The following is a 17,131-nucleotide window of genomic DNA, read 5'->3' on the forward strand; positions in this document are numbered from 1 at the left end:
AATTCTGTACTCAATGTGCTTAAAGTAACCTATTTAAAAGGATATAAAAAAGCCACCTTAATTGGTGGCTATATTAGCACTGTTTGTCGTATCTTTTACAATGGTTTGAACATAACTCAGGAACCAATAACTTTTACGACCATCCTTATAAGGTCGGTTAATAAAACCCTCTCTAATTTTACGATCCAAAGTTTCTGGCTCAATGTTCAGCATATGGGCAAATTCAGCCCGACCAATTTTGCGCTCTTCTTTTTGATTTACTAATTGCTCAACAAGATTGGTTAAATGTTGAAGAGATTCAGATTCAATTTTTAACGTACCCATCAACCTTCCTCCTTTTCCTTAGCCCACCACAAAACTGGACCATCTTCTGTGTCATACGCAGCAACTAAAAATAAACCTTCTTGAGGTGGAACTGGTTTCCAATTAGACCAGTCAGCGCTGTCATCACTAGGGATTTCAGGAATATCTTGGTAATCCCAGTGATCATAAATTATCTCTACATCAAGAGTCTTTTTAAGCTGTAACCATTGCTCATTAGTGTAATGCTCAGCCCCATCAGCGATAGTGTTGTGTTTTGCAATATCAGGGTGGAACCAGTACGCTGATCTTCAGACCATTGAGTTGTGTATTTATACAAGGCATTTGCTTCTGCAGGTGAATTTGCTTTTTCTGCGCGCTCAAGGAGTTCTGCAAGCAATTTATTATATTGTTTCTCCTCAATATTTTTTAATGCATTCGCTTGAAACTCAGTAAGTTTAGAGTTTTTTGCAAGATTTATTTCTGTAATCTGTTCTTTGCTAAACACTTGTTCATTCAAATCATAAAGGGTGGTGTTAATTTCTTCCTCAGAATTACACGAATTAATGCCATTGATATAAATTTGATGATCAAGATTTGTTGCTTTAGGGGCATATTGTTCATGATCTAACTCAAGTAATTTTTCTTCAGTTAATTTACATAAATGTTGAGTGTGCTCACGTTCTAAATTTCCGTTAGCAAAAAACACTGGGCGTAATGAAAGTACAGCTTCAGTAGTCGTACAGCTTGCAATCTGCGTAGCAAATTTTTCAATTATTGAAGTTGGATTTATTTCAATTTCAGCAACTTCATCTACTGTAAAAGCAGGGCGTGTTTTAGGCGCTGGTTCAGTTATGTTTTCCTGATCATTTTTATCAGCATTTACCTCAACTGCCAGACATCATAAATCAATTCAGTATGCCTGGAGAATCTTTTGAAAAACTAGCAAGTCGGATTGCTGCAAAGCTTTCGGATCCCAATGAACTACAGAACTGGAAATCACAGCTGCAGATGGTTGGGTTTAAATCAAAGAGCAGAGGTGTAGCTTAGGTGGAGAGCATCTCAATTGCTGAATATAAAAAACTTTATGGTCCGAGAACCAGGAAGAAATCAAAGCACAAAAGCAGTACTCGAGTTAAAACTCAACGAGGAGAAAGTATCGGTGAATCAATATTGGCGAACCAGTTAAGAGTTTTAAAAATTAGCTTTGAACAGGAATATAAATTCCATCCAAAACGTAAGTGGCGAGCAGATTTTCACATTGTAGGCAAATTGCTGATTGTATGTTAAATGATGTTGAATTTATGCCAATAAAAAAAACAAACGCCAAAAGATACAGTTTGTCAGATTGATGATAACGAAGCTCGTGCTATACAACATCTCGTATTGGATCTACAAGGGCAATCTGAAATATTAGATGATTGGATGGATGCTGTGATTAGTCGATATTTTTATTTCAATAGTTGGTCTGAAATGATAACTCCAGAACGAAGCTAGAATGAGGCGCGATCAGATGTTAAGTGTGGGTTGGCTGTACTTCATAGCAGATACAGTTTCATATTTTATAAATAATAATTAAATAGTTTAATTTAAGTAATTAATTGTTAAGAAGAATACCTAGTTTCAGGTATTTATTTTGGCTAATAAAAATCTTAATTTATCAAATCACGTATTGATCTATGCAGGGATAAGAATATGAAAGATGTATTGAATGTAGGTGAAAGCCTAACATGTGGCCAAATGCTTGTTTCAAAGAATAATATGTTTAGAGCTATCATGCAATATGATGGAAATTTTGTAGTATACGATAATTTAGATAAGCCAATTTGGGCTAGTAAAACTGATGGTAAAGGTGGCAAAATCCTAACAATGCAAGCTGATAATAATTTAGTAATATATAAAGGTGATGGTAAGGCAGTATGGTCTGCAAAATCTAATAAGGAAAATAGTCAACCACAATTAATAATGCAAAATGATCAAAATCTAGTAATTTATAATTTAAATGATGGTAAAGCTTGTTGGTCAATAAACAAAGGAAAGCCTAAAGATGAATGGAAATGGGCTACGAATAATTGGATGCAACAGTCATATGATGTCTTACAAAATCTAACCTTAAAAGACTTTTGTATTCCTGGTTCTCATGATGCTGGAATGTACTATAGAGGTACTAGTACTTCAGGGGCTTTTGATTGTAATGTTTTAACACAATCCGTTCCAATTTATGATCAATTGGTTTATGGATTTAGATATTTTGATATTAGACCAATCTATTTGCCAAGAATTTCAGAGTTTAGAGTAGGACACTTTACAGATCCAATCAAGGTTATTGGGGTACAAGGCGCATGTAGTGTGGATATTAATAAAGTTATTGAAGATGTAAATAATTATACAAAACATAATAATGAATTAATTATTTTAAATTTATCTCATGATCTTAATTTGACAACGGAAAAAAATATCTCTGAAGATGATTGGAGAAAATTATTAAATTTATTTAAAACAAAATTAAATAATTTACTTGTTATGTCACATCGAAGTACAGAAACAGAGAAGGGCTTTCTATTGAAGTTAAAAGTTAGTGAATTTATTAACTCCAAGTCTGCTGTTGTAGTCATAGTACCCGATAGGCTTAGTGATTCATTATTCAATGAGTTAAAATATCAAGGATTTTACAGGCTTAAATCATTGGACTTATATGATGAATATTCTAACACTAATAATTTATGTTGTATGATAAATGATCAGAAAGCAAAATTAATAGATACCAAAGTTAGTAATCCTAATAAATATTTCTTGTTATCTTGGACTTTAACGCAGACTAATGCGCAAGCTGTTACATGTAAGTTACCTGGTGTGAATAGTATTAAGGATTTAGCAAATAAGGCTAATAAAAGATTTGATGATATTTTACCTACTGTAATAAAATATAAACCAAATGTTTTTTATATTGACGATATAAAAGATAATAAGTTAACAACATTTATTATTGATAATATAAATCCAAAGAAGTTAACTGAATGATAAAGATTTAATACTTAAATTTTTAAGGAATGATATGTCATTTTCATTCCTTAAAAGTCTCATTCAAAGCCTTTTGAACCGCATCTACACGCGATTTACAGGCTTTGTAAGCAGACATAGACTCTTCAACAATTTTCATTAAATTGTCGATATCAGGTTCTTCTTGAGAACTTCATAGCCTTCTTTGAAGGTTAATTCTTTTTTAGGCATTATTGTGCACCTTTATTACTTTTGCATCGATTGAACAATCCTGGAGTTCAACTTGGATGCTATCGTTTAAAATTTGTTGAATAGATCGAATTGCTTGCCCATTGCTTCTGACAATACCATAGCCTTTATCCCAAACCAAGATAATGAAGTCGCTGAAGAGAAGCCGAATAACTCACCTGCAACCATGCCAATCGGTACAACTTATCGAGGTGGTGTTTTTGCTGACGATATTCTTAACAGGATGCCAAACATCAAGTGAGGTTAAATGGCTACCTGATTGTTACTTCAATCATTATTGGAATATTCGTATGGTTTTTCATAGAATAGATTTTTGAATAGTGGTTTTAATACTGAAAGAGTCATTTTGATAGACATTATTCCAATCTTTTTAACTGTATTTGATGAATCACCTTCGAGTGGCTTTACTAACGTTAAAATGTTAAGTTTTATCCACTTATGAAAAATAGTTTATGTGGACGTTGAATGAATGTTTTAAATATAATTTTAATTGCACTTCTTTCCTGTTCTGTATCAAGCTTACAAGCGAAAGAAATGGATATCTCGAATTATAATTCAACAGGAGGAATATGGCTAAAGAAGCCAAAGTTTTCAATCAAAAATGAAGAATTAAAAGGCTATGATCGCGAAGCGGAAATTAATTTTAATTTTGATGCAAATGGGCAGATTACTTCTACTGAGATAATTAAAAGTACTGGGTTGATTGAGTTAGATAATAAACTTATTGCGGTCGTGAAAACTGGTAAATTCAAGCCACTAAAAGAAAATGGTGTGAATATTCCTTCTCAATTACCATATCGATTCAGGTTTGAAGTTTCAAGAGATGCTAAATTTGCAATTGAACCAAGTATTGTCGTAAAAAAATCCGATTTGGAAGGGAAAGATAGATCATTAAATATTTATTTAGAAGCAGATGATAGTGGAAAACTGACTAAGGCCAAGATCACTAAAAGTAGTGGGTTAACTAAATTGAATAATTATGTATTAAAAGAATATCTTGAAAAAGCAAGATTTCAACCATTAAGTATTAATGGAAAACCTTATCCAATTAAAATGACAAAGGAATTTAATTTTTCTTTAAATTTTGCTGAATAAGGATAGATTACTTAGTTTATTCAACATTTAATAGACTGTATCCATACTGAAATTGGTGATACCTACTGATTCTATAGATTGATTTTCTAATCATTAGTGTTGGAAGTGATGTCAACGACATTTTCCTCTAACCTTGTATATATCCCAGTTTTAGGTAATCCCCTCGAAAAATAAAAGGATGTAAAAGTAGAATTTTCTCTTAAGATAAAAGCAGGAGATTCTGCATGAAAACATCTAAATTTACTGACAGTCAGATCATGTCTATTTTGAAACAGGCGGAGTCTGGCACGCCTGTTGCCACTCTTTGTCGTGAACATGGCATGAGTAATGCGACTTTCTACAAGTGGCGTGCTAAATATAGTGGTATGGATGCCTCCTTAATTGCTCGGTTGAAAGAATTTGAAGCAGAAAATGCCAAGCTGAAAAAGATGTATGCTGAAAAGCGGCTCAAAGCCGAAATCATTCAGGAGGCAATGTCAAAAAAGTGGTAAAGCCATCTTGAAGAAAATACAGATTGGGGTTTTGGTCTGTGTTTCTCTTATCTACGCCATGTTGAAAATTACGGTTGGAATCATAAGCGCGTTTACCGTATTTACTGTGAGCTGGCACTGAATCTACGTATTAAGCCAAGAAGAAGGCTGAAACGACATGTACCTGAACCACTTAGGGAGCCGATCCGAGCAAATCAGGTTTGGTCATTAGATTTTATGCATGATCAGCTCATCAATGGTCGCAAGTTTCGCCTATTGAATATTATTGATGATTACCGTCGCGAAGGCTTAGCTATTGAAGTTGGATTCTCATTACCTACAGTCCGAGTTATTCGTACACTCAATTAATTACTGGAATATCGAGAGAAACCATCAGTGATTCGATGCGACAATGGTCCAGAGTTTATTAGTCACAAATTCATAGGTTGGGCAACTGAGCATGATATTCGTATTGAATATATTCAACCAGGCAAGCCACAACAAAATGCGTATATTGAACGCTATAATCGTACAATGCGTTATAGTTGGGTAAGCAAACATTTGTTCGAGACATTGGAGCAAGTGCAAGCTTATGCAACACAATGGTTGTGGCATTACAACTATAAAAGACCGCATCAAGCCAATGGAGGAAAACTACCTCTGATGGCTGCTTAACTTCTACTTTTAACTTCGGTTATTTATGGGAGGATTACCGATAATGCATTCTTAATCGCAGCATACAAAGTCAGTAAAATGCTTTTTTTGAGTGATGAGCAGATATCACTACTTAACCTACATCAACATATTTGTTATCTTACCGACTCTAAAAAAGAGTTGATAATCATGAAAAATATTTTATACGTTTCTTTAATTTCCTTGATTCTCATTGGATGTTCTACTGAAATAGAAAAACTTGAAAGTAAAAGAGATCGTTTGACAGAAAAAGCTGACAAACTTACAGAAGAGCATCTTGGTTTAATGTTCGAGTGTACTTCGATTCAAAACCAACTTATACCAACTGGTGATCTAAACTTAAGTAAAGAAAAGATGGAAAAGCATAGACAAGAAGTGTGTTCAAAAGCAGAAGAGGTTCACAGAGAATATTTACCAATGCGATTTGAAATTGCTGAATTGGATGAGAAAATTAAAACACTTAAAGCTAAAGAACCTAAATAGCGAAAAACCCACTGCGGTGGGTTTTTTTATGGATGAAATGTATAATGGGATGATTTGATTCTATATCATTTATTTGAAATAATTCATACCGATCTGTACATAAGAGGCTGATCAATTCATCATAAGTGATTTTACACAAAAGGTACTTTTTGATTAAGTTGTTTATTTTACATGAGTAGAAATCATATTTTTTAACATAACTAAAAAATAAACATTGTATTACTGTTCCATTAAGCGTATAACGGTGTTTCATTGATGCGGGATGGAGCAGTCTGGTAGCTCGTCGGGCTCATAACCCGAAGGTCGTTGGTTCAAATCCAGCTCCCGCTACCAATGAAAAAAATTTAAAGTTTATAGCCTAGTTCGCTTTATGCTTACTAGGTTTTTTTTATTTAATTCCGTATTTATCACGAATGGCTGACAAAATCCGTTGAGCTATTTTCTGTTAGGATATTGAAAAATAGATTTTTCTATTGAATAAAATATAAATGAGGGTTGGCTACTGGGTCAACTCATATACGTATCACCCTATAAATATGCTGATGTAAAATTGAAAGTTTAATCTCAGGCGAAATTGCCTCTCAGAATTGGATTTTAAAATATCGCTCTCAAATAGTGAGTGACTGAACTGTTTTGCAAAAGCACAATGAAATGAGAAAAAATGAATTTAATAAATGGATGGACGATTGCTAAAGCAGTCAATGGAGATCAAATTCAAGTCAGAATTATTCCACTAAAGCGTAAACAAAGTAATGTTGACGGTATTTCTTGGGTTGAAGTAGGTAAGCAAATTCAACTTGAAACAGGACAGAAGTGTAATTTTAATCTCGATGGACGATCTTTCTATATTGGATTAAACATGCTTTATCGAATAACACTCTAAGGTGCTCCATGCGCTTTTGTTTTGATTTAAATTATCTTATGGCTTGCTTGGGCTTCTTGATGATTCAAGTATTCTTGCATTGTTGAGTTGAAGATTAACTTGGAAAATTTACAATTTCTTGATAACGAAAAGGTCATAAGGGAGTAGGATAATTTGAATCAATACTTCGTTTATGGTTTATAGAGATTATTGAATGATGAGCTTTTCTATATTCGTCATATACATTAAAATTGAATCATGAAAAGACTCCAGAAAAAGCCCAAATGTCCTATATCGAATTGGACAACAGATCAAGACTGTTATTTGATAGAGAATAGTACATTACCTATTGAAAGTTTAGTTGATCACTTACCTTTTAGCGATGAAGAAATCCGCAAAAGAAAAGAAATTCTTGGCTTGGTCAGAAGACAAAGACAAATGATGAAAGCAATTTAATTAGAAAAATTTTTTAATTCAATTTTTTTTCTTTGAAAAATAAAAAGTTGTTGATTTTAAATTTTATTATGAATGATAATTATTTATGTTTCTTGTGAATCAATAATATAGTCTCTCGAAAGAATAAAACTGAACATCTTTGATTCCTCAGCTTGAATTTCTCCTCAAGCTGGGCTTTGTCTAACCTCTCGATTTGTATATCAAAAATCGAGAGGAGTTTTAGACTAGATAGCGGCTCTCAAATTTAAGCATTTAGAATGCGTCATGGGCTATAGAAAACTAATCTCTTTGATTTTTTAATGGAAAAATCTTTAAATAATGGTGCAATCCGTATAACGTAATTAAAACAAAGTAAATGAAAAGATTTATAGTTTTATGTATTTAATTTATATAAATTAATAGCTTAGCTTATGTGTTTCAAGATTGTTGTAATTTCATTATTTATACTGAATCAGGTGTAGCATCCGCCATAATCATTGATTGTGTTTATTAATATGAGATTTTTGCCATGTTTACTCCTGTAATTAATCAAACAAAGATGCATCAGAATCAATCACAATATTTTTCAATCGAACAACTAAAACGTTTTTTGAAGAAACAAATTCGTTTAAAAGCAGATCAAGGCGAATTATTCGTGAGTGAATGTCTTGCAAAAGATTTTGCACGCCATGAACTTGACAAATTAAGTGATGAATTTAAGAAAGCAGGATATAAGGTAAAGCTCAAAATAATAGGAGAAGAAAAAATATTTTCTGTTTTCTGGAACTGATTGGCGATTATTTTTTAATATATTACGCCGAAATAAAAAGAAACTTGTGAGTTTCACGAATTCAACAATTGGGTGGTTAGTTTCTGATACTGTTTAATTTTTAAGTGAGATTGAGCTAGATATGAAAATCATTTCGATCGCAAGTTTAGTTTTACTATTGGGTTTAACTGCGTGTCAAAAAAGAGATTCAGATACGCAAAAACAAGACCAGACTACAACTCCACATTCGGTAGATAAAGACAGCTAGATCGTCAGACTGTCCGCTTTTTTGCAATAAAAGTACTGTTGGTATTGGATTGAAGTGAGTTTATTGGTCTTGAGAAATTTAGCCTCGATTTGCGGGGCTTTATGCGCTTATCACATATCATCAAATATTTGACATTACACAATAACATTAGTTAAGAATTTATTTCTCAATAAGCAATCACATCCACACTTAAACAATTGAATATATGCTTATTAAAAACTTTAAGACTAAGGCGTATTTCGTAGATCTTGGATAGTTGGTGTTGGCAAATCAAAAAACGATTTTATGTAAATTTTTAGTATAACAGAAGAGCAGATTATTTCACTGATGCTGAATTCTAGAACGAGTTAATATACAAATGTTATTAATATTTTTAAAAAAAATATTAAGTTTAATTTAATTTTTTATTGATTAATATGCGTGGGTAGTGAAGCAGGTTGTGAATGGAATTTTTGGATTATAATTAACTTATTGAAATAAAATATTTTTATAATAAATCTTGGTGAATTTTTATTTTAACGAAAATATTTTATTTAAAGTTCAGCTATTATATTCTTGTATTTGAAATATTAAATTGTATATTAACTTTGCTACAATTTTTTCACACTAAAGATAGTGTTTTTTGTTTTATTTTTTAATAAAAATGATAAACTGGTCACACTCTGTATGAGGCCGTGGGGGCTAAATGAAAGAAGAAGTAAAAATTGCGATATTTGGCTTGAGCTTAAATGTACTTGATGCAATAAAGCAGAAAATACGATTAATGTATGATGACTCACTTCAAGTAAGTTGGGCGAACATTGCTGATCCGCATTTAGATATTCTTCTTGTGAATGATATGTTTTTTAGTTCACCTACAATTCAAAATTTGGTAGGCGTAAAAAAAGTTCCTTATTTAAGATTAATCAACAAAAATGAAAAATCAGGTCAAATCGAAGGGGATAAGCTATATTTACCTTTTTCAGCCACTGATGACATTAGAAAATGGTTTAAAGATCGTTATTTTCAGGTGCCTGTTAGTCATAAAACAGTGCATATTGTGAATCAAATTTCAAAGACTTTAGACCTCACAAAAATCGTTCCGGAATTTTTTAATGAAAGAAATGGCAATGTGCAAGTTTTTGATGCGAAGGGGAATATCGCTTTAGTGAATATTCGAACTCAGCAAGTTTGGGTAGATCCCTTACGTAAAATCCAAGGCACTGATGTTTCTTTAAATTTTACCTATGCCACCATGCAGATGGCCCAATCAGTAAGTTCAAATCAAGGTATAGAGCTTAAGTCTTGGCTATGGAATCTATTGTGGTATTCCAATGATATTAATCCTTCCATTCATAAAGGTGACTATTATCAACTTGTCGATTGGCCGCAGCCAAATCATCAAAATGAAAGACAAATGATTTTTAAAATAGCAGCTTGTTTTGAGCAGGGAGCGAGTATTGCGCAAGTCACGAAAAAAACTGGCTATAGTCATGATCAGGTTTATAAATTTGTTTCAATCGCTTTATTAAGCAATATACTCAATCATATACCTGAAGAAGAAGCAAAATTAATTGTTGAGGAAAAACAGTCAGCTGGCGTTCTTCGTGGTTTCTTTGGTAAATTACGGAAAAAATTAGGGCTGTAATTTGTAGTTAATGGATCAATTTAAAAAATGAGTACATAAATATGGCTTGTTTAAAAGTTGAGAATAAATATATTAATTTAATCAATATTTTGTAATAAGAACTTGAATAAATAAAGGTGATGATGTGATTTTACAACAGTATAAAATAGTATTTGGCGGCAAGATGGGAGCTGGTAAAACTGAAGCGATCAAATCTTTGTCTGAAATCTCAGTTTTATCTACAGAAGCACAAAATACTGATGAACAATCACACAGTAAAGCCTTGACCACAGTTGGGATAGATTATGGTGAAATCCGTTTGGAAGACGGTGTTGTTGTTGGCTTATATGGGACACCAGGGCAAGACCGATTTGATTTTGTCTGGTCAGTGATCTGTAAAGGTGCAATAGGTGCAGTAGTATTGATTGATCACTCTCAAAAAGATGCAATTGACGATTTGAAGTTTTATTTTCAAAGTTTTAAAGAATATGTTAACAACATAGTTGTCGGAGTTACACATGTTGATGAAAATCCACAGCAACTGTTAAAACAATATAAAGATTGGATGAGTATCAATCAGATCAATATGCCCATTTTCGCTGTAGATGCGAGAAAACAGGATGATGTATTGCTAATGGTTGAGGCATTGATTGCCCGCGCAGAAGTTGAATTCGGATAAAACCATTTCTTCTATACAATATTAAATATGATCGTATGCGGTATGACAGCACAGCGTATCCATTCTATGTATACGATTTTTAACATGCTTGAAATAATTGGATGTGATGAGTGTAAATCATTTCAAAATAAGCACCAAGATTAAACATTTTGATAAATATGCACAAAAATAGTGCGTTAAAATGGTGCTGTGTGATTTTAAAATAAGAAGTGTGTCTGAATATGGTGCAATTCTCTTTGCACTCAGTATAATAGAAACGAATTAATGGTTGCTAAGCTTATTTTCTGATAAGAAATTCAACAAATTAGCAATTATTTTAAAAGTTGGTATGCTAATTGCTTTATAAATACCAACTACTAACACGCACTTCACAAGTGCAACAAAAATTCATTGGAGCAAAATGAGCATGGCGAACAAGGTCCTTCAACTCATACAAGAAAGTGGCGCAAAATGGGTCGATTTTCGCTTTACTGATACTAAGGGTAAAGAGCAACATGTAAGTTACCCTTCAGATACTATCGATGAAGATACTTTCGAAGATGGTAAAATGTTTGATGGCTCTTCAATCGCTGGTTGGAAAGGCATTGAAGCATCTGACATGATTTTACGTCCAGATCCTGAAACTGCTTTCCTTGATCCGTTCTTTGCTGAAGCGACAATTGTCGTGACTTGTGATGTTATTGAGCCTTCGACTGGTCAAGGTTATGACCGTGACCCTCGTTCAATTGCTCGTCGTGCTGAAGAGTATTTAAAATCTACAGGTATCGGTGATACTGCATTCTTTGGTCCAGAACCAGAATTCTTTGTTTTTGACGAAGTTAAATGGGACATTGATATGTCTGGCGCTCGTCATACATTGATCGCTGAAGAAGCTGCATGGTCGACTGGTAATTCTTACGAATCCGGTAACTCTGGTCACCGTCCACGTGTAAAAGGTGGTTACTTCCCAGTTCCTCCAGTGGATTCTCATCAAGATATGCGTGCTGAAATGTGCGCGCGTATTGAAGACATCATGGGTCCTGGTCGTGTAGAAGTACATCACCATGAAGTTGCATCATGCCAATTAGAAATCGGTGTGAGCTTCAACACAATGGTGCGTAAAGCAGACGAAGTTCAACAGTTTAAATATGCAGTTTGGAATGTTGCACACCAGTATGCTAAGACAGCGACCTTTATGCCTAAACCAATGGTAGGTGATAACGGTTCTGGTATGCACGTTCATATGTCGATCTCTAAAGACGGCAAGAATCTGTTTGCTGGTGATGAATACGCGGGTCTTTCAGAGATGGCACTCTACTTCATCGGTGGTATTATCAAACATGCTCGTGCATTGAATGCGATTACCAACCCTTCTACAAACTCTTATAAGCGTTTGGTGCCACACTTTGAAGCACCGATCATGCTTGCTTATTCAGCGCGTAACCGTTCTGCTTCTATCCGTATTCCTTACGTTTCTAGCCCTAAAGGCAAACGTATTGAAGCACGTTTCCCAGATCCAATGATGAACCCGTACTTGGGTTTTGCGGCATTGTTGATGGCTGGTCTTGACGGTATTCAAAACAAGATTCACCCAGGTGAAGCTGCTGATAAAAACTTATATGATCTTCCTCCAGAAGAAGAAGCGAAAATCCCAACAGTTGCCCATAGCTTGGATATGGCGCTTGAAGCACTTAAAGCGGATCATGACTTCCTTCTTAAAGGCGGTGTGTTCACAAAAGAGATGTTGGATGCATATATCGAACTTAAAACTGAAGATGTACGTCGTTTAAATACAACAACTCATCCAGTTGAATTTGATATGTACTATAGCTTGTAATTCATATTTGAATTTAAGCGAAAAAACCTGCTTTATGCAGGTTTTTTTATTCTTAGGGGTTGATGGCTCAAATGAATCAGTTTGATCGACTTGAATAATGAAATTCTAACTTCACTGTATGCTGGGTATTTATCAAAAGGTAATTTGCTCAAGGTATAGTTCACGTGTTAAAAAATACAGTGAAATACAATTTTCCTTGATCAATAAAATGAATATTAAAAACATGTTGTTTAATGAAATTCAGCCTTCAACGTCACTCTTTATATCTAAAGTTTCAATAGATTTGCTTAGGCGAAGCCTAAAGAAAACGATCTACGCTTTAAAAGTACAAAATAAATTAATCACGAAAGACATCGAATAGTTTGTATTAAAGCATCAAGTTAACCGCCCATAAAACGTGGAAATAAAATCACTTTCAAAAATGGTCAAAAGTTTTGGCTATGGTTTTATATGAAAAAGTTGATTACCAAAAAGCCAGTACAATGACTGGCTTTAGTCCACATCAATACATGATGCTAATGCGATGCAACGCTACTTGGTTGGTATTTTTGAATATATTTTTCTCGGATTTCATTGCGTTCATCTGATGTAGATGCTTTTTGCATTTTTTTTCGCATTTCATTGCGTTCAGATGTACTCATTTGTTGCCATGCTTCACGCATTTTTTGCTTTTCTTGTTCAGGAAGTTGAGTAAACCAATCCATACGCTGTTGTAAAGCAGCGCTTTGCTCTGTAGGAAGCTCTTTTAAATTTTGATAGCGCTTGATCAATGCTTTTTGTTCATCTTCAGACAGCGCATCCCATGTTTCATTGACTTGCGTATTCGCATCTTTGGAAAAAATCCAAAAACGTTCAAATCCAGCAAAACTTGTTTGTAGAAAACTAAAAGCACAAAATGCCAATGCTAATTTTCTAGCTACCATGAGAATTTTTATCCTCACCAAAAACAGATAACATGTCTAAATCTTCCATCATCTGAGGTGAAAGTTTAGGGCTAATCACCACTTGTTGTGGTGCATGGGCTTCATTGGAAACATCAAAAGCGTTTGGGACAACAACAAAGCCTGTAATTGCTGCTGCAAGTGCAAAGCCAGTCATTTTCCAGTTGCCAAAGCGTGATGTCGGCTGATCTTGGATACGATCTAGCACATTGTTCATCACCACAGCTTTATTGCGGTGATGACGTGCAAGCTCGTCCAGTTTTGCCGTCACTTGTTTGGTGAAATCATCATTATTCATGTGATGAACCTCCATACGGATTTAAATGTGATAGCGCAGTTCTCAATCCTTGAATTGCTCTATGGTAATGGGTTTTCACACTACCTTCGCTACAGTTCATAATCGATGCCGTTGTCTGTGTGTCAAAACCTTCCCATGCCCGTAGCATGAATGCTTGTTGCTGGCGTACAGGTAACTCACTAATCGCGTCTTGAATTTCTTCGATAGTGACATCTTGATCTAAAAACTGAAGCGGGTTTGGCGTGGATTCATCAACAATTTCCATTGCTTCTTCATCATCAGCATCTAAATCAATTTTTCGAAACAATGAAAAGGGAGATGCTCTACGCGCTTCTTTACGGCGCCAATCCTGTAATTTGTTGTTTAAAATGGTGTAGAACAATGGATACCATTCTTCTGTGGATTTATCGGCATAGGACTTGTGTAAGGAAATAAAAGCTTCCTGTACCAAATCCATTGCAATTCCATTATGACCTTGTGTTGCATTCTCCATCATCACCAAGGCACGACCTGTCACATCCTGCATAAAAAAACGCAGGCGCTGTTCACTGGTACTCGTTTGAGTACTGGCTGTTTCAGTCTGTGACTTCTTTGGTGCTAAGTCCATAGAGATGGAAAATCCCGTCATTGGATACCCACCATTATTTTAAATTCATATCACTATAACGTTTAAAAAATGGTTTGGGTTGACACGTAAATCAATTATTTTTTTCAGTTTAAATGATTTTCTTCAATAACGGGCGATATTTAAAATAATTTAACCTTATAGTCGTTGACGAACCATTTCAAAGAAACAAATCGAGCCTGCAACAGCAACATTGAGTGATTCTTGACCGCCTGGTTGTGGAATAGATACGGCCTCAGCACGTTTCAGTGCAAATTCTGAAACGCCTTGACCTTCATTACCCAAAATCCATACACATTGTTTACGTAAATTTTTCGAGTACAGGCTTTCTGCTTCGTGTGAGCTGGTCACATACACAGGAATTTTGAATTGTTTTAAAATATCCTCAAGTACAACATTTTCATAAGTCTGCAAGGAGAAATGCGCACCCATACCCGCACGGAGAACACGTGGTGACCACAAAGAAGCAGAACCTTTGGTACAGACAATTTGTTCGATGCCTGCGGCAGCGGCAGAACGCAATAAAGTTCCAACATTTCCTGGGTCCTGGACATTTTCAAGAATTAAAGTGTCTTCGCTAAAATTCAAGGCGTGTGTTGAAGTCGGCAAATCAACTATTGCAAGACAGGCAAGACTTGTCCCTAATGTGCTTAGGTCCTTATACAACGCTTCGCTGATGACAAACACAGCACCTTGGTATTGGTCAATGATCTCACCCAGATCTTCATGATCCAATGCATGTTCAGTGGTGAAAATTGAATTAATTTTGCGTCCTTTTTCCAACCATGCAAGGCTTAGATGTGTTCCTTCGAGTACAGTTTGCCCTTGTTTTTTACGGTAAGTATTTTGCTCAATCAAACCTCTTAAGTGTTTAATTTTTGGATTGTCTTTTGATTCAAGGAAAATTGTAGGCATGGGAGAATAGATCCAAAAAAGAAGTAGGATCTGCTGTTTATCCTTAAGTGAATTTTCAACAGATCCTTACTGGTATTACGATTTCAAAGAGAGCGTAATATTCAAAGAATTAGTGGTGATAACGAGTAACAAGTTCAACTTCATTTTTAGAACCGATCACAACAGGAACACGTTGATGCAATTCAGTAGGTTGAATATCCAAGATACGCACTCGACCTGTTGTCGATGCTCCACCTGCCTGTTCCATTAACATACTCATTGGATTGGCTTCATACATTAAACGAAGACGACCTGCTTTTTGAGGGTCTTTGGTATCATATGGATATAGGAAAATACCGCTGCGGCATAGAATGCGGTGAATATCACCCACCATACACGCAACCCAACGCATATTAAAGTCTTTTTCACGTACAGAAGTTTTACCTGCTTGAAGTTCATCGATATAGCGTTTTACAGGAGCTTCCCAGTGACGTTGATTTGAAGCATTGATTGCATATTCTTTAGTATCCGCAGCCACTTGAACATTTTCAGAAGTCAGCAAGAACTGTTGGGTTTCCGGATCAAAGGTAAAGAATACAACACCAGCACCAACGGTAAGTGCCATCATCGTGGATGGACCGTACAGAACATAACCCGCAGCAGCCTGTTGTGAACCAGCTTGCATGAAATCTTCAGCTTGAGTAATGCTATTTTGGGCAGGGAGAATTGAAAAAATTGTACCAACACACATATTGATATCAATATTGCTTGAACCATCTAAAGGATCAAATAGAACCAAATATTTTCCGTTTTCTTGTGCCGGTGTGAATTCATCTAACTCTTCTGACGCTAAGCCACCCACATTTTGATTGGCTTTCAGTGCATCAATCAAATAATCATTGGAAATCACATCAAGTTTCTTCTGTTCTTCACCTTGTACATTTTCATGTTGAGCGCTGCCAAGTACACCTGCTAAAGCACCTTTTTGTAGCGCCTGATCAATGGTTTTGCATGTGTTGGCAATGGTTTCAATCACATTGGCAAGTTCAGGTGTTAAATTCCCTTGTTGTTGTTCTAAGTATTGGGATAGGGTGCGATATGACATATCAGAGGTGCTCCAAAAGCGATAAATTTTGATACATTAAACAATAGCGGTATTTTAGATGAGTTCCGCTGAAAATAAAAATTATCCTGTGTTATTTGTCGTGAAATTACCCTTGCAAGTATTTTAGAAAGTGTTATGTTGGATATACGGATAATAGCGTTAAGGAGCACTCACATGACAACGGCAAAGTTTGAAGCGACTCCGACTCAAAATGAAGGTATTGATCTTAAAGAGATTAGTGCTGAAAATGTGAAAGAAGCATGGAAGAATTACGAAGCTAAACCTGAATTCAAAGAATTCAATAAGCACGATATGATTGAATCCATGCAAAGTCCCAAGCCAGACGAGTCAAAGGCTTAAGCAATAAGAAGCGTTTGTCAGTTTGATGAGCGCTTTTTTAATTTTATGATTCAACTAAATTTCGACTCCTATCATCTCAATCATGCTTGAAATTCATCATAAAGAAGGCATTATCTTTCCTTTTCATTAATCAGTTGAAATTCCAGTTTTGATGTTTTAAAGCATTAAGGTCAGAGTGACAAA

Annotated in this window: 18 protein-coding genes, 1 tRNA gene and 6 pseudogenes; 15 read left to right on the plus strand and 10 right to left on the minus strand. The window is 34.9% G+C overall.

Translation table 11 applies throughout. From position 1 onward, the window contains the following. Positions 1-57 precede the first annotated feature (57 nt). The 3 genes and pseudogenes from IMO47_RS16355 to IMO47_RS16360 all read right to left on the minus strand — a co-directional run bounded on the left by IMO47_RS16355 (position 58) and on the right by IMO47_RS16360 (position 1,009). Positions 58-324, minus strand: a complete 267-nt coding sequence (locus IMO47_RS16355; protein ID WP_196074525.1) for a hypothetical protein — start codon at positions 322-324, stop codon at positions 58-60. Continuing rightward, positions 324-599 (minus strand): annotated as a pseudogene (locus IMO47_RS19770) (hypothetical protein); the annotation flags it as partial. The pseudogene IMO47_RS19770 and the gene IMO47_RS16355, both read right to left, overlap by 1 nt. After that, the gene (locus IMO47_RS16360; protein WP_196074526.1) at positions 500-1,009 is read right to left on the minus strand and encodes a hypothetical protein; all 510 of its coding nucleotides are present in this window, start codon (positions 1,007-1,009) and stop codon (positions 500-502) included. The pseudogene IMO47_RS19770 and the gene IMO47_RS16360, both read right to left, overlap by 100 nt. Positions 1,010-1,638: 629 nt before the next feature. Between IMO47_RS16360 and IMO47_RS19775 the strand changes: the two are divergent. Together IMO47_RS19775 and IMO47_RS16365 are read left to right on the plus strand one after the other, a co-directional pair. Continuing rightward, positions 1,639-1,872: pseudogene (locus IMO47_RS19775) on the plus strand (hypothetical protein); the annotation flags it as partial. Between the two features lie 123 nt (positions 1,873-1,995). Continuing rightward, on the plus strand, positions 1,996-3,321 hold the full coding sequence (locus IMO47_RS16365) for a hypothetical protein (protein ID WP_196081025.1): 1,326 nt from the start codon (positions 1,996-1,998) through the stop codon (positions 3,319-3,321). A 43-nt stretch (positions 3,322-3,364) separates the two neighbouring features. On the opposite strand, the pseudogene xseB reads toward IMO47_RS16365, so the two are convergent. Continuing rightward, positions 3,365-3,531 (minus strand): annotated as a pseudogene (xseB, locus tag IMO47_RS16370) (exodeoxyribonuclease VII small subunit). Further along, positions 3,524-3,658: pseudogene (locus IMO47_RS19780) on the minus strand (exodeoxyribonuclease VII large subunit); the annotation flags it as partial. The pseudogenes IMO47_RS19780 and xseB, both read right to left, overlap by 8 nt. Between IMO47_RS19780 and IMO47_RS16375 the strand changes: the two are divergent. From IMO47_RS16375 to glnA, 12 genes and pseudogenes are all read left to right on the plus strand, one after another. Continuing rightward, positions 3,659-3,790: pseudogene (locus IMO47_RS16375) on the plus strand (DUF1320 domain-containing protein); the annotation flags it as partial. Positions 3,791-4,014: 224 nt separating this feature from the next. Continuing rightward, positions 4,015-4,644, plus strand: a complete 630-nt coding sequence (locus IMO47_RS16380) for a TonB family protein (protein ID WP_196076663.1) — start codon at positions 4,015-4,017, stop codon at positions 4,642-4,644. Between the two features lie 224 nt (positions 4,645-4,868). Beyond that, a pseudogene (locus IMO47_RS16385) lies at positions 4,869-5,789 on the plus strand (IS3 family transposase). Positions 5,790-5,957: 168 nt separating this feature from the next. Further along, positions 5,958-6,290: a hypothetical protein gene (locus IMO47_RS16390; protein WP_196076662.1), complete on the plus strand. Its 333-nt coding sequence runs from the start codon at positions 5,958-5,960 to the stop codon at positions 6,288-6,290. Positions 6,291-6,546: 256 nt separating this feature from the next. Beyond that, positions 6,547-6,623 (plus strand) — tRNA-Met (locus tag IMO47_RS16395). Positions 6,624-6,951: 328 nt separating this feature from the next. Beyond that, the gene (locus tag IMO47_RS16400) at positions 6,952-7,173 is read left to right on the plus strand and encodes a transposase (protein ID WP_196076661.1); all 222 of its coding nucleotides are present in this window, start codon (positions 6,952-6,954) and stop codon (positions 7,171-7,173) included. A 237-nt stretch (positions 7,174-7,410) separates the two neighbouring features. Beyond that, a complete protein-coding gene (locus tag IMO47_RS19785) occupies positions 7,411-7,608 on the plus strand; it encodes an acyl-CoA thioesterase (protein ID WP_227552279.1) in 198 nt (65 codons plus the stop codon). 508 nt (positions 7,609-8,116) lie between these two features. Then, positions 8,117-8,377, plus strand: a complete 261-nt coding sequence (locus IMO47_RS16405) for a hypothetical protein (protein ID WP_196076678.1) — start codon at positions 8,117-8,119, stop codon at positions 8,375-8,377. A 121-nt stretch (positions 8,378-8,498) separates the two neighbouring features. Beyond that, positions 8,499-8,624: a hypothetical protein gene (locus IMO47_RS19790; RefSeq protein ID WP_227552278.1), complete on the plus strand. Its 126-nt coding sequence runs from the start codon at positions 8,499-8,501 to the stop codon at positions 8,622-8,624. A gap of 685 nt (positions 8,625-9,309) precedes the next feature. After that, positions 9,310-10,251, plus strand: coding sequence for a hypothetical protein (locus IMO47_RS16410; protein WP_196076274.1), 942 nt, complete (start codon positions 9,310-9,312; stop codon positions 10,249-10,251). Between the two features lie 124 nt (positions 10,252-10,375). Beyond that, positions 10,376-10,909 carry an ATP/GTP-binding protein gene (locus IMO47_RS16415; RefSeq protein ID WP_196076273.1) on the plus strand — a complete coding sequence of 178 codons (534 nt, stop codon included), beginning with the start codon at positions 10,376-10,378 and terminating at the stop codon, positions 10,907-10,909. Between the two features lie 400 nt (positions 10,910-11,309). Then, entirely contained in the window at positions 11,310-12,725 is a 1,416-nt protein-coding gene (glnA, locus tag IMO47_RS16420; RefSeq protein WP_009586679.1) for a type I glutamate--ammonia ligase, read from the plus strand. A gap of 515 nt (positions 12,726-13,240) precedes the next feature. On the opposite strand, the gene IMO47_RS16425 is transcribed toward glnA, so the two are convergent. The 5 genes from IMO47_RS16425 to IMO47_RS16445 all read right to left on the minus strand — a co-directional run bounded on the left by IMO47_RS16425 (position 13,241) and on the right by IMO47_RS16445 (position 16,588). Continuing rightward, entirely contained in the window at positions 13,241-13,648 is a 408-nt protein-coding gene (locus tag IMO47_RS16425) for a DUF3106 domain-containing protein (RefSeq protein WP_196076272.1), read from the minus strand. Continuing rightward, positions 13,638-13,964 (minus strand): hypothetical protein, encoded by a 327-nt coding sequence (locus IMO47_RS16430; RefSeq protein WP_196076271.1) that lies wholly within the window; start codon positions 13,962-13,964, stop codon positions 13,638-13,640. The genes IMO47_RS16425 and IMO47_RS16430 overlap by 11 nt, the downstream gene beginning before the upstream one ends. Continuing rightward, positions 13,957-14,571, minus strand: coding sequence for an RNA polymerase sigma factor (locus IMO47_RS16435; RefSeq protein WP_196076275.1), 615 nt, complete (start codon positions 14,569-14,571; stop codon positions 13,957-13,959). Before IMO47_RS16435 ends, IMO47_RS16430 begins: the two co-directional genes overlap by 8 nt. Positions 14,572-14,727: 156 nt before the next feature. Beyond that, the gene (locus tag IMO47_RS16440) at positions 14,728-15,504 is read right to left on the minus strand and encodes an RNA methyltransferase (RefSeq protein WP_196076270.1); all 777 of its coding nucleotides are present in this window, start codon (positions 15,502-15,504) and stop codon (positions 14,728-14,730) included. A 109-nt stretch (positions 15,505-15,613) separates the two neighbouring features. After that, positions 15,614-16,588, minus strand: a complete 975-nt coding sequence (locus IMO47_RS16445) for a class 1 fructose-bisphosphatase (protein WP_196076269.1) — start codon at positions 16,586-16,588, stop codon at positions 15,614-15,616. Positions 16,589-16,762: 174 nt separating this feature from the next. Between IMO47_RS16445 and IMO47_RS16450 the strand changes: the two genes are divergently transcribed. Further along, complete coding sequence (locus tag IMO47_RS16450; protein WP_004824653.1) at positions 16,763-16,948, plus strand: NF038105 family protein; 186 nt, start codon at positions 16,763-16,765, stop codon at positions 16,946-16,948. The last annotated feature ends 183 nt before the right edge of the window (positions 16,949-17,131 follow it).

The sequence above is a fragment of the Acinetobacter sp. Res13-Abat-PEC15-P4-01 genome, assembly GCF_015676285.1.
Lineage (GTDB): Bacteria > Pseudomonadota > Gammaproteobacteria > Pseudomonadales > Moraxellaceae > Acinetobacter > Acinetobacter nematophilus.